The sequence below is a fragment of the Salinivirga sp. genome (assembly GCF_035268865.1).
Lineage (GTDB): Bacteria > Bacteroidota > Bacteroidia > Bacteroidales > Salinivirgaceae > Salinivirga.
Window position 1 is genome coordinate 1 of sequence record NZ_DATFKB010000013.1, and the last position, 14230, is coordinate 14230.

Below are 14230 nucleotides of genomic sequence, written 5' to 3' on the forward strand. Positions count from 1 at the left end.
TCCAAAAGCCAAATGTCTTATTCTCTTTAGGGTCATTAGTCTTAAGAAAAGCTGACAGTTTAAGTCTTAAACTAGGTAAAATATAAAGCAAAGCCGTTTCTGCTGTTGTAAAATGGTACAAATATTTATTTAAATCTGTTAATTGAATATGCATAGCTTTTAATTCTTTTTAGTAACAGTTGCAACCTATAATAGCTTAGAACTGTTTATCTCCGCAACCATTGCACTTATCCAACTACCGTTCGGTGGATAAGTGCAGGTTTTTGTTGCGGTTATCTGTTTTTTGTAATCGATTATTAAAACGAATTACGCAACCTATCAAATATAACAAAGGTTGTTTGGGAATCCTATTTTTTGCGTCAAAAAATAAGAGAGCCGGATAGAAATGCTTGTTGCGCCGGGAGTTTCGGCCATTAATAGCGTAACAAATGAATGTGAAGGTGATGCATGCGCCCCGGCCGGAGTTCATGTGTTTTATGTGCCAAAAAAATGCCCGGAGGTTTCATTTTTAATAAGCACCTCCGGGCGTTTTTTAAAATATATAACTCGTTTTGGTTTAGGGCATAAACAGGTAACTTTATGGCGGGTCTAAACGCCAAACTTACATTTCTCCGCCCATATCTTCGCCGCCACCCTGGCGATTGCCATTACGGCTTTTGTAATTATTAATTCGCCAGGTTACATTAAGCATTACAATTGGTGTTTTGTGCCGGTATATACGATGATTATAGAGATCTGATGTTTCGGTGGTGGATTCGTACTTGCTGGTGCCGAATACATCTCTTACCTGAAGTGTGAGCTGCAGCTTTTTACTTAAAAACGATTGCCTTACAGCAGCATCTACATCGAAAAAGCCTTCTTCCTCCTCCTGTGGCTCGATTTCGGGCCCATGATATGCCGGATTAATTTGCAGCCGGGTATTTTCCCATAGCGTGAAGGTATTATTCCAACGCACATTATAAGTAAAGCTATGTTCGTCATATTCAATACCATTGAACTCTCCTTTTACACGGTAATCGTAAAAATCAGCTGTAATATCGGCATCCCACCATTTAATAAGCTTCAGGTTCAGCATTATTTCCGTTCCGAGCGAATAGTCAGTACCAACATTATCGAATGTTTGCAGCATTACATCGCTGGAGCCTTCCCATACAGAGCGTACACGTTCAATATTATTTTGTGTTGTGCGGTAAAAAAGCTCTGCGGTAAGGGCATTGCCGCCAAAATCCATCTGGTAACCTATTTCATAGGCATTAATGTATTCGGGTTTCAAATCGGGATTTCCCCTGCGCACATTGTAAGCATCTTCCCAGGTAATAAAGGGCTCCAGAAACCATCCCCGCGGTCTGTCGATGCGTCGGCTGTAGCTGGCCATAAACTGGTTTGTTTTATTGAGCTTATAAGAAAAGTGCAGGGTGGGGAAATAATCCCAACGGTCTATGCTATAGTTCTCACCGCCATCGTTCAGGTTAATATCACGATAAGTATATTCTGCACGGAAACCCAACTGGTATCCGAAGTTATTCAGTTCACCTTTGGCCAAACCGTACATGGCATGTATATTTCTGGCGTAGGTTACATCGTTGCTGTACTGTGATTGAAATACGTATTCAGAAGTGGTCGTATCATAATAAAACACCTCATTTGTTTCTTTGGAATCGCGATAACGGCCCTGTAATCCTGCTTCAATTTTAAATGCATCGGTAAAAGGTTGCATATAGTTTGCCCTGTAGCGAAAACCAGAAGCCGGACCAAACTCCCCTGATTTCTGGCTGTTTGTAATTTCGCCAAAAGCATCACGTAAAGTATTTACAGTTTCATCGTCGCCATCGCGCTCATACAGCATAAAATTCACATCGAATTTATGCTTTGGCCCTGAAAACTGATGAATGTAATCGAAATTCACTGAATAGAAGTTGCCTCCTCTTTCGCCATCTTCCACACTTCTGTAACGCAAACGGTCGGGCTCTGCTGAGTTCCACTCCTCAAAATCAGTTTCAGTCAGCCAGGTTGATTTACGCCCACCATAGCGACCACTTAAGCTAAAGGTGTTGCTTTCATTAGGAAACCATTCTATACCGGCTCTTCCGCTATAACGCTCGCGCCCCCGCTCGCGGTCTCCATCGGAGTTAAGATAAAAGGTAGTATCAGGGTTGCTTAAAAAGCGGGTTTCTTCTTCCATACTTCCGGGGTAACGGCGATTGTTATAGTCACCGGCTACAAAAAAGTTAAAATGCTGTGTCCGCAAATTCAATAATAAATCGGCTCCGTATTTTTCGTCCAAACCAGCATTAAGGTGTGCTATACCGTTGACTCCTTCCAGCGAGCGTTTCTTGGTGATGATATTAATAATTCCCGCTGTACCTTCAGGATCATATTTGGCTGATGGATTCGTAATTATTTCAATATCCTGAATCATGCTTGCAGGTATTTGTTCAAGAGCTTCGGTTGCATCCAGAACTGTAGGACGCCCATCGATGAGTACGGTAAAATTACTATTTCCGCGTAGTGAAACATTACCTTCTATGTCGACCTGCACTGCAGGGGCATTTTGCAACACATCGACAGCTGTACCCGAAACACTGGTATATTGCTGTGAAACGTGCAGCACCTTTTTGTCTATTTTATAATCGATGGAGTGTTTATTGGCCCTAACGGTAACCTCAGCGATATTTTCTGCTGCAGGATTAATTTTTATAATGCCAACATCAACATTACGAACAGCTTTCGGAATGTTAATGTCTTTTCTGGTTTTGGTATAACCAATAAAATTGACTTGCAGCATAAAACGCCCTGTCTTTTTGGTTTCTATTAAAAACTCCCCATCGGAGTTGGTAACCGACCCGGTAACTAAAGCGCTATCTGTTATATTTAGCAATTTCACTGTAGCATATTCCAAAGGCTCATTATTGGAAGCATCAATTACTTTTCCTGTAACTTTATGTATTCGTGAAGGTGCCGGACCGGTTTGTCCGGTAATGGTTTCCATTGTGAGCAATGTAATCAATAGATAAAGAAATATACGTAACTTCATATTTAATAATTTATATATTCAAAGGTTTGTTAAAGAATTTTGTTTAAATTTTATACAAATATCAATTCCAAATCTGTAGAAAAATTGTAGCAAGGCTAATCGAACGTTTTTTCTTCAATCGAGAATACATGCCGGCCATTTGTCCGCTGATAGGAGATTTTGAGTTTACTTATTTGACAAATTTGTTTGACAATTGCCAGGCCTAAACCCAGTGATTTAGAGTTTTTTCCTTTTGTGAAGCGATTAAAAATAGTTGCGGCATCAAATTCGAGTTCAGGGCCTTCGTTTGATATTGTAAAAGCAGAACTGGTTGTTTCAATGTAAATTACACTATCCGAATTGGCATACGAAACGGCATTTTTCAACAAATTGCGTATCAATATATCCAGTAACCCGGTATCTATTTTAAATGCATGGTCAGCACTAAGAGCGGTCTTAATTTCAATATAACGATTTGCCGCAAAATCTGAAATACTTTGAATGTGTTGTTCAAGTATAGGTTTTGTATAAACTTTTTTTACATCAGTAAACTCTTCATTACCTATTTTGGTAATTAAATTGAGCAAACTTCCCAGGCGTGAAAGCTGCATTACTTCATCGTAAATGATTTTAATTTTTTCGGCCTGTTGCTGACTCAGGGTTTCATCTGATAAAAGATGCTCCGCTTTATTTTGCATGATCGTCAGCGGTGTTTGCAACTCATGCGACATATTTTCGGTATAGCTTTTCAATTGTTCATAATCATTCACAATACGCTTTTGCATAGCCTCAAAAAGTTGCTGTAAATGGTAAAATTCCGTTGTACTTGTGGTTCTTTGTCTGAAAGCTTGTTTCCTGGTTAAATTAAATGAGGCCATTTGCCGCAAAATATATTTAAAGGGGGCAAACAGGTACCCCGAGAGCAGGTAGTTGATCAGGATTATTACAAGTGCCAGTACAATAAAAACAGGTAATATAATTTCATAAACATCATCTTTAAAACGGTACAATTCAGTAGCCGACTTAATCACTTCTATACGATAATGCTGATCTTTCACTGTAACATAATTGATACGTTTTCTATGAACCTCTTTGCGTCCGGTTTCATGGTGCAGAAGCACTGTATCTTTATATACAGGTTTAAATGCTTTTGGAATTGTTGCCACAGGTTTTACGGTTGCATAGTCTTTTTTATTGACCCGTTCAGGTCTTCGTTCAATTAAAATTTTCACCCAGTGCTCACGTTGCTTAAGCCTTTCTTCAAGTATATTATCCATGTGCTTGGTGGCTTCACTATGCAAAATAATGGCCGTCACCAGAAATGATAACAGCGTGAATAAAAGATAGAATATACCGACTTTTGTTAATATGCTGTATTTACGCTTTCTCATTATTCATTTGTTTCATATTTATACCCCATTCCATAGACGGACCTGAGTTGGTTCTTTCCTCCTGCCTCAGTTATTTTTCTTCTCAGGTTTTTGATATGATTATATACAAAATCAAAATTATCAGCCTGGTCGGCATGATCGCCCCATAAATATTCTGCTATGCTTTCCTTCGTAAGCAGCCGATTTTTGTTTTGCACAAAATATAGCAACATATCGTATTCTTTGCGCGTCAGGCTTAACAATTGACCCTTACATTTAACTGTTGCAGCATTTAAGTCAATTTCAAGGCTACCGGTCTTAATGAAGTGATCGTTTGTATTCATCTTTCTCCTTAAAATCGTACGTATCCGGGCATTGAGTTCAGCCATATGAAAAGGCTTTGTAAGATAATCGTCGGCGCCAAGGTTCAGTCCCTGCAGTTTGTATTCGAGTGCATGAGTTGCTGTTAAAATTATTACAGCCATTTCGGGTCTGTATTTCTTCACAACTTCCAACAAATCCATCCCGGTCCCGTCTGGCAATCCCAAATCAAGAATAACCATATCGTACTCATACATAACAATTTTCTCATTGGCATCGGAAAATGTAAATACCTGCTCTACAGAAAACTTTTGGTCTTTGAGGTATTCTGCAATATCATTGCTTAATTGCTGGTTATCTTCTACGATTAATATTTTCATACCAGTTGCAATGTATTTTAAGATTTTGTAGAAAAATGGTAGTTCTCAAAATTTCAAGAAAACACCCGCACCCTCTTCTTACGATCTACACTGGTTTAGATGGTGCTTCATTGGTATTTTGATCAGAAAAAGAAACTTCATTCTTGGGTATCGGGATTTTAATACCTGCCTCATCAAGAGCCTCTTTAATGGCCTCAAGCTGTTCCCAATAAATAGGCCACCACTCCTCTGGAGCAACCCAGCACCTTGCAGCAACCTTCATGTCATACTCCCTGAAATCATCAAGCCAAACATCTGGTTCGGGGTCTTTTAAAATGCGGGGATGCTTTTTCATGGCATCGACCACAACCCTTCTTATTTGCGTCATATCCTCATCATAAGAAAACTTTAAAGTAATATCCACACGCCTTTTATCCTGCATGGTACGGTTGTCGATATCGGAATTAGCCATTGTACCATTGGGAATGGTTATTATACGGTTATCGAATGTAGTGAGCCTTGTATACAGGATGTCGATATCGCTTACAATCCCAAGCTTACCATTGACAAATATTAAATCGTCAACCTTAAATGGCTTAAAAATGAGGATGAGCACTCCTCCGGCAAAGTTGGCCAGACTGCCCTGCAGCGCCAGGCCAATAGCCAAACCTGCAGCACCAATTATGGCCACAAAAGATGATGTTTTGATGCCCAGGGTAGTACCAACACTTACAATCAGAATGGCATATAGCATAAAACGCACCAGACTCTGAATGAAAGTCGCAAGCGAAGGTTCAATATTATATTTTCGAAACGACTTTCTCAACAAACGTGAAATCAGGCGAATAAATATTGCGCCTAAAACAAGCACAACGATAGATATGAGTATATCAGGGCCTATTTCAAATAATACATCGAGTAATTTATCTTTTATTTTCGTTAATGTTTCTTCTGTAAACATAAGTACCTGGTTTTACAATTTTCTATATTCTTTTTTTGTTTGCCTCTAAAGTATTTAATTGCGAATGTGAAGCTAACAAATTATCGCGTAATTTCTTTATTTTCGTTATTTGGCACCCACCGAATAGTTACTTCCCTACGTCCCCATTTAAGTGCGTCTTTGACCGATGTACCCATATAAATATCAATTTTACGTTTCCATCGACGGTTCATTTTATCCATTACCAGGTAGGTGCCGGGTAATCCGTCTATTATTACAGGGGTACGATATGTCAATCCGGAATCGATTAAATCGCGCGAAACGGCAATTACCTTCATTCCGGGTTTTAATGTATCTCCCCATGCGGCTTCTGCCGGATGGCCAAGTGTCTGACCAGGCAAAGAGTTATAAGCAGTGGCTGTCACCTTCATGGTCTGATGGGTTTGCTCAGGCTCCTGCTTGCCATCACACTGTAAGAAAGAAACAATTGATACCAGAATAATAAATAAAGTTGAATGTCTTCTCACAGAAATACCAGGCTTATTTTGAATGAAAAGTCTCATTGATTTAATTTATAAAATCAATTTACAAATAATTGTAATATCCACTTCATTTGATGCTGTTAGTGTGCTGGTACCTGCGCCCAACCCATAGTCAAGACGCTTAACAGTGAATTTACCTCTTAAAGTTTGATCTTCATATGTAAAAATTATGGTAATATCTCCTGTTTCCCCGGTCATGGTAAGCTCTCCATTGGCAATATACTGATCATCCTGCCTTTGAATAGATTGCACTTTTATGCATATTTCAGGGTATTTTGCTGCGTTAAAGAAATCCTCACCACGTAAGTGCTCATCGCGTTTTTTAATGTCAGTATCAATTGTGGCAGCGTCAACACATACATCAAATACAGCGTTGGTCATATTATCGGGATTAAATTTTACTTTGCCATGCATACCATTAAATGTACCTTCAACTGTATTTATCTTGAAATTACCGATTTCAAAAATCACTTTTGATTTCTCCGCGTCGATTTGCTGAGCCTGTGCCAGGCTAGAGAAAAGCAGGAAAAGAAAAACCGTCAAAAATGGAGTGCGCATCATGAGAAAAATTTGATTATCGCCGTTTAACGGCAAATTAAATATCATTGTTTATAACAACTCCAGGCTCATTAAGTTGGTAAAACGCTGAATCAACCTGTTAAGATGGGAGTAATAAAAAAGCCTGCGCTTTATGCAACGCAGGCTTCTGATGTATTTTAATCAAAACTTAAAGGTGTATAACCTCCTGTTTTGTGCAATGGGGCACCCAAACTGCAGAATGCACTAGTATGGAAAGCTCTATTTTTACTTACAATCTTTAATTTTACTTTTTTTGCTACAGGTCAAAAAAAGTAAATAAAAAACCCCGCCGCTTACAGAAAAATGCTAAAAACCTGGTCATTATGGCTAAAGTTTACGAACTCACACCGATTTTTTTTTTAAAATCGGTGCTCAAACAGCGCAAACTTTGACGCCATAATAACAAGGTGTTCTTAACGCATTTTTCTTCATGCGGCTAGCTGGCAAACTTTTCACTGCTTATCAACGACAAGACCCAAGCCGGGTTGGCCAGACCAAATTACTCGTAAACTATTGAGGGCTAAAGCCATTGGCGGTCCGGTGCAGGAATGAATGTTCTACTCGAATTAATCCATTGAATAAAGCGGGGTAAACAGCCTGTTCCGATAGAATCGGAAGCGAAACCCTCATGATCCGATAAACGAATAACCGTAATTTGGTCTTGATTTACGTCAATTGTTCGACAGGTATTGATCCTTTTGATCAAAGAAAATGATAAGAGAAATCATTCATCACGGATGCCTGGTTTTATGCATCATAGTTTAACTCTATTGAGCGAAATGGGACGGGTCACCCAAAACATCAAATCAAAACCCACAACACACTGATAATCAACAGTCCATTTTTAGGACGTCGATGTAGTGCACAAAACAGGAATCAACCTGTTAAGATGAGAGTAATAAAAAAAAAGCCTGCGCTTTATGCAACGCAGGCTTCTGATGTATTTTAATCAAAACTTAAATGTGTATAACCTCATCGTATGCTGCAGCGGCAGCTTCCATAACAGCCTCTGACATAGTTGGGTGCGGGTGCACAGATTTAATAATTTCATGACCTGTGGTTTCAAGTTTTTTGGCTACCACAAGCTCAGCAATCATTTCTGTTACATTCTGGCCTATCATATGTCCACCCAGTAATTCACCGTATTTCTTATCAAAGACAAGTTTAACGAAACCATCTTTATGGCCGGCTGCACTGGCTTTACCCGATGCAGTAAATGGAAATTTACCTACACGTACTTCATAACCAGCTTCTTTTGCTTGTTTTTCTGTCATACCAACTGAAGCAACTTCAGGCATGGTGTAAGTGTTGCCAGGCAAGTTACCGTAATCAATGGGTTGCGGATTCTCTCCCGCAATTTTTTCTACTGCACAAATACCTTCTGCTGAAGCCACGTGAGCAAGGGCGGGTCCATGCACAATATCACCAATGGCATATACACCTTCTATGTTTGTACGATAAAACTCATCAACCTTCACTTTTCCGTTCTCAAGTTCAACTCCCATCTCTTCTATACCAATACCTTCAAGGTTTGGAGCAATTCCTACGGCTGACAATACGATATCTGCTTCATGTTGCTCTTCACCTTTTTTGGTTTTAATGGTCACTTTGCATTTTTTACCTGAAGTATCAACTTTCTCAACAGAAGAGTTGGTCATAACTTTCATGCCGGCTTTTTTAAATGAACGGGCCATTTGTTTTGAGACCTCTTCATCTTCGTTGGGTAAAACATTGGGCAGAAACTCTACAAGTGTAACCTTGGTTCCTAAAGTGGCATAGAAATAGGCAAACTCTGCGCCTATAGCCCCTGAGCCAACTACTACCATGCTTTCTGGTTGTTTTTCCAATGTCATGGCTTTACGGTACCCAATAATTTTTTCACCATCTTGTTTGAGGTTAGGCAATTCTTTTGATCGGGCACCTGTTGCCAACATTATGTTTTTAGCTTCGTATACTTCTTTCTTGCCTTTATCGCCGGCAACTTCTACCTTACCCTTATCTACAATTTTACCAAATCCGTTGAGTACGTCAATTTTATTTTTCTTAAACAAAAACTCAATTCCTTTACTCATACCATTGGCCACTTCACGACTACGGCCAATCATAGCCTCAAAATCGGGTTTAATATCTCCGTCGATTTTCACACCGTAATTTGCAGCATTTTTCGTATAATCAAATACCTGTGCTGACTTTAGCAATGATTTTGTAGGAATACACCCCCAGTTAAGACATACTCCGCCTAATTCTGCTTTTTCTACTACGGCTGTTTTCATTCCCAATTGCGATGCCCGGATGGCTGCCACATAACCTCCCGGTCCACTTCCTATAACTATTAAATCGTAACTCATGATGTTTATGTTTTCTAATGTTGATTATGATTGATTCAAATTTTGTTCTACTGTTTGCACAGATCTTTTTAAGCCGGCTCTATGCATAATCCAAGCTATTAGTCGCGCCATTAAAAACAGGAACAATAAGGAAAAAATTATAGTAGCTCCCGATGGAATATCCACACTAAATGAAACGACTAACCCGGCAAAAATACCTACGAAAGAGAGAACAACCGAAAATAACATAATGTTTTTATAATTATGGGTAAACATATTCACAATTGCCTGGGGTACCGTCAATAATGATATTACAAGAATAATTCCGGCTACCTTAATGCTAAAAACAATTGTTAGTGCAACTAAAGCAGAGGTAAATAAGGTCAATGCATGCACAGGCACATTGTGGGTTCGGGCATATTCCGGATCAAAAGCTATATACATAATAGCTTTGTGGAAAAAGATAAAATAAACAGCCACAACCAGGGCTAAACCAGCCAGCAACCAAACATCCAGTCCGCTAACTGTTAAAATACTACCAAACAGATATGTCATGAGATTGGGTGTATAGCCCGGGGTGAGATAAATAAAAACGATACCCAGCGCCATACCGGCCGACCACCACAAACCAATGAGGCTATCGTGCCGCATAAAACGTCTTTGGGCAAACATATCTATACCTAAAGCAGAGAGCACCGCAAATGCAGCTGCCCCCAAAACAGGATTAAATCCAAAATAGTAGGCTATACCAATTCCGCCAAAAGAAGCATGGGTAATACCCCCGCTTAAAAAAACCATTCGCCTTGATACTATGTACGTACCAATGATACCCGCAGCTATACTGGCAAAAGCCGCCGCAAGAATAGTATTTGTAAAAAAATCGTATTGTAGAAGTTCTGTGATGTTCATTGATGATCGTGTTTTGCGTGTCCCATAGATCCTTTATGCTCAGCAAGCACAGTATGTGGCACATTGCCATGTGTCACAAGTTGTATAGGACAATTATAGGTTTGCAACTGTTCAGGTGTAATTACATTACTTTTATGATAATGTAGCATTCGGTTTACACATGCAATTGTTTTTATATAAGATGATATCATGCCCAAATCATGCGATACCATTAGTATGGCCATATGCTCATTGAGTTTCCTGAGCAATTCGTAAATTTCGCCTTCCGAGGCATAGTCGACATAAGTATCAGGTTCATCAAGGATTAAAAGCGATGGCGACGACACTATTGCCCTGGCCAAAAGTGCTTTCTGCGTTTCGCCTCCCGAAAGGCTCCCGATATGTTTATCGGCTAAATGTTCCATACCAACCCAGCCAAGAGCATCACAGGCCTTTTGCCGATCCTTTTTATTGTATCGGCCTACCAGTTTCTTACGATACATTAAACCACTCAAAACCACATCGCAAACTTTAATCGGGAAACGCTTATCTACATTTGTGTACTGTGGCAAATACCCAATCTCCAGGTGTTTCTTATGATGTACCACTTTCCCTGATACGGGCTTAATGAGTCCCAGCATTGTTTTCACCATTGTGGTTTTTCCTCCGCCATTGGGCCCAATAACTCCAATAAAATCATTCTGATGCACTGTGAAATTCACCTGGTTAAGTACTTCTTTCCCATCATAAGCTACACGTACATCTTTTAACTCAATTAGTGGTTCTGTCATTATTTATTCAAATTATTAGTATTCATTAGTTTTTTCAAGGGCATTGGCTATTTTTTGTGCCATTTGTTTCATATTCTCAATCCAATTATATGCCAGCGGATCAATAACCACAACATCGGCATCAAGTTCGTTGGCCAATGCTTCAGCTTTTGCCACCGGGAACTGCCTTTGTATAAAAACATCCTGTAATCCAAGTGCTTTAGATTTTTTGATCATTTCTGTCATGTAGCGCCCACTTGGTTCTTTCCCTTCACGTTCCAGTGGCAATTGCTTTAACTGGTAATCGCGGGCAAAATAACTCAATGCAGGATGATAAACCATAAACGTACGTTGTTCATAGCCCTCAAACATTTGTTGTATTTCTTTATCAAGTTCTGTCACTTTTAAAATTAGCTTTTCAGCATTCTGACTAAAATACGCAGCGCTATCAGGCATTAAATCTGACAAATACGTTTTAATGTTCTCGAGTTGCACAGTTACTTCAGCTGGAGAGGTCCAAATGTGTGGATCAATTACTGCGTGCTGCTGATCGTGATTATGGTCATGCCCATGATGATGATCGGCCTTAATAAAATTGACTCCCTTAGATTGATCATATACTTTCATGTCAGCGTTTGCAGATTTAATTTTATCCATCCAGGCTTTTTCAAATCCAATCTGCCCTATTCGAATATAGGCTTTTGCCTCTGCAAGATCTTTTAATTGACCGGGAGATGGCTCATAAACTGCAGGACTTGCACCGGGAGGCAGTAAAACTTTAACCTTAAAAACATCTCCTGCAATTTGCTCAACCATAAACTGTTGCGGTTTAATACTTACAAAAAGCATATTCCCTGCCTGAGATGATGTTTGATTATTACCGCAGCCTGAAAAAATTAAAGCAACCAAAATCAATAAACCGGATATTCTCATCATTTTCATTTTTTAATCTCAATTATTTTCCTGTTCCTTTTGTTAAACCTAAGTAAAACGCCTTTTTACTGCCATTAAACCGCTCAGCTTAGGTTAAACAAAATTAATATAAACTTATGTTCATTATTCACTTATTTGCAATAAATATAATTATATGAACATAAATTACTATTTGCCAACAACCTACAACCAAACTAATTTACCCTGAAAGCGGGAGTTTTATTGTAAATATAGATCCTTCATTGGGTTCGCTTTTCACCGCTATACTTCCATAATTCAACTTCATAAAATCTTTTACCAGAATTAGGCCCAGACCTGTGCCTTTTTCAGCAGCTGTTCCAGGAGAAGAAGGTGTGTTGCTTCCGGTAAATAACATGTCCTTTTGTTTTTGTGTCATTCCGACTCCACTGTCACTTATGTTAAGGAGAAAGTTGTGTTTATCCTGAGTTGATGTAATTTCAATACCCGAATTTTCATGGCTATACTTGATAGCGTTAGTCAGCAGGTTACGAATGATTGTGTTCATCATTTCCAGATCGCAAACGACATAACTGGGAGTAGGTATTTTATTGTGAATTTCAATTTGCTTATTGGCAGCCATAATTTTCACCAATTCAATGGAATCTTCAACGATTTCGAATATATCGTTATGCACCAAAACGGGGGAAATAGTGCCAGTTTGAATCCTTGACCACTCTAAAAGATTCTGCAACAAATTATTGGCTTGATTGGCAGTTGTATTAATAGAATGCAGGTAATCAATTGCTTTTTGGTGAGAGGTATCGCCGGGGGACTCTATGGCAAGTTCAGACAAACCGATTATAGAGCTGAATGGGTTTTTTAAATCATGGGCTAGAATTGAGAAAAGCCGGTCTTTGGTTGCATTCAGCTCTCTAAACTCCTGCTCAGACTTTTCAAGCGCTTCTCTGTTTTTTTTATTCTCTGTTATATCTGAGACCACTGCAATTATAGCTGTAACTGAACCTTTTGTGTCTTTAATGGTGGTCATACTCACATCGCCCCAAAGTATTTCTTTATTCTTACGCACAAAGCGCATCTCCATTCTATATCGGTCTTTTATACCTTTCAAAAGCGTATAAAATTCAGGTCTGTAAGTATCCAAATCGTCAGTCGCTAACAATGACCTCACATTCATTTCTTCGAGGGTTTCTTTCTCGTAACCGGTCATTTGAGCCCAACCATTATTTACTCGTATATAATCGCCACCTGGATTTAAAATACCGATTCCGATACCTGCATTTTGAAATATGGCCTCCAATTGCTGCTCGCTACGCTGCACCTGCTCTATTATCCGCTGATAATCTGTAATATCTCGAATAATGACAGAACAATATCTTTTTGAAGATCCACCAAAGCGTAATGGAGAAATTAAAAAATCAATGCTGCGTCCACCTAGAAATACTTTTTTTCTCCTACTTTGCCCCTTTTTACATATTTTATTTAATTCTTTTTTCAAAGAGAAATCATAGGGAACGAATAAATTCTCAAAATCGTCCAGTTCAGGGGATCTATCTGGAAAAAACTCATGCATTAACTCCCCTTCTGCCATATAGATTTTTTCAAGAATCGATTCAATAACTAATATCCCGGTTTTTGGTAAATTTTTTATAATACTAATCAGTACGTCCTCACTGGTTATGGATTGAGATTCCAATTTCACCAAATTAGTAATATCCTCCTGAATACTGATAAACCCGGCAATTTCTCCTTCAATATTTCTGAGAGGCTTTATAATTGAGTGTATCCAATAAAAGCTACCATCTTTTCGCTTATTTTTGAACCGGCTTTCGAACTCTTCTCCTCGCTCAATAGTCTCCCAAAGACGCGTATAAAAGTCCTCCGGCTGATCTCCACTTTTAAACAAATTAGGGTTACCGCCTATCATCTCTTTCAAATCATATCCGGAAAGTTTCAACAAACTTTGATTGGCATAAACAATTTCACCCTGTAAATCTGTAATCAAAACCGGATGTGGGTTTGTTTCCAATTGGTTGTATAACAAATCCACATCACCTAACTTATCGTAAATTTTTGCCAGATGCTGGGTTAGCACAAGATTATATTGAAGGCTTTTGTTGGTCATATTCAAATACTAATATAAGGGGAAAAACACGCAATATGAAAATTAGTTTGAATCAACCACTAATAATTCAAATAGCAGCAATCA

The 14230-nt window shown here is 38.9% G+C and carries 11 protein-coding genes; all 11 read right to left on the bottom strand.

The features are described 5' to 3' along the window. Nucleotides 1–601: 601 nt before the first annotated feature. Nucleotides 602–3034, bottom strand: a complete 2433-nt coding sequence (locus VJ937_RS00600) for a TonB-dependent receptor domain-containing protein (RefSeq protein ID WP_324064982.1) — start codon at nucleotides 3032–3034, stop codon at nucleotides 602–604. Nucleotides 3035–3129: 95 nt separating this feature from the next. Then, nucleotides 3130–4404, bottom strand: coding sequence for a HAMP domain-containing sensor histidine kinase (locus VJ937_RS00605; RefSeq protein WP_324064983.1), 1275 nt, complete (start codon nucleotides 4402–4404; stop codon nucleotides 3130–3132). Continuing rightward, nucleotides 4404–5084, bottom strand: a complete 681-nt coding sequence (locus VJ937_RS00610) for a response regulator transcription factor (RefSeq protein WP_324064984.1) — start codon at nucleotides 5082–5084, stop codon at nucleotides 4404–4406. Before VJ937_RS00610 ends, VJ937_RS00605 begins: the two co-directional genes overlap by 1 nt. A gap of 85 nt (nucleotides 5085–5169) precedes the next feature. Then, nucleotides 5170–6024 carry a mechanosensitive ion channel family protein gene (locus tag VJ937_RS00615; protein ID WP_324064985.1) on the bottom strand — a complete coding sequence of 285 codons (855 nt, stop codon included), beginning with the start codon at nucleotides 6022–6024 and terminating at the stop codon, nucleotides 5170–5172. 80 nt (nucleotides 6025–6104) lie between these two features. Then, a complete protein-coding gene (locus VJ937_RS00620; RefSeq protein ID WP_324064986.1) occupies nucleotides 6105–6566 on the bottom strand; it encodes a hypothetical protein in 462 nt (153 codons plus the stop codon). Between the two features lie 9 nt (nucleotides 6567–6575). Continuing rightward, complete coding sequence (locus tag VJ937_RS00625; protein WP_324064988.1) at nucleotides 6576–7103, bottom strand: YceI family protein; 528 nt, start codon at nucleotides 7101–7103, stop codon at nucleotides 6576–6578. 977 nt (nucleotides 7104–8080) lie between these two features. Beyond that, nucleotides 8081–9472 (bottom strand): dihydrolipoyl dehydrogenase, encoded by a 1392-nt coding sequence (gene lpdA / locus VJ937_RS00630; protein WP_324064989.1) that lies wholly within the window; start codon nucleotides 9470–9472, stop codon nucleotides 8081–8083. A gap of 24 nt (nucleotides 9473–9496) precedes the next feature. Continuing rightward, nucleotides 9497–10360, bottom strand: coding sequence for a metal ABC transporter permease (locus tag VJ937_RS00635; protein ID WP_324064990.1), 864 nt, complete (start codon nucleotides 10358–10360; stop codon nucleotides 9497–9499). Continuing rightward, on the bottom strand, nucleotides 10357–11130 hold the full coding sequence (locus tag VJ937_RS00640) for a metal ABC transporter ATP-binding protein (RefSeq protein ID WP_324064991.1): 774 nt from the start codon (nucleotides 11128–11130) through the stop codon (nucleotides 10357–10359). Before VJ937_RS00640 ends, VJ937_RS00635 begins: the two co-directional genes overlap by 4 nt. 15 nt (nucleotides 11131–11145) lie before the next feature. After that, on the bottom strand, nucleotides 11146–12045 hold the full coding sequence (locus VJ937_RS00645) for a metal ABC transporter solute-binding protein, Zn/Mn family (RefSeq protein WP_324064992.1): 900 nt from the start codon (nucleotides 12043–12045) through the stop codon (nucleotides 11146–11148). 196 nt (nucleotides 12046–12241) lie between these two features. Next, on the bottom strand, nucleotides 12242–14146 hold the full coding sequence (locus VJ937_RS00650) for a PAS domain S-box protein (protein WP_324064993.1): 1905 nt from the start codon (nucleotides 14144–14146) through the stop codon (nucleotides 12242–12244). Nucleotides 14147–14230: the final 84 nt, after the last annotated feature.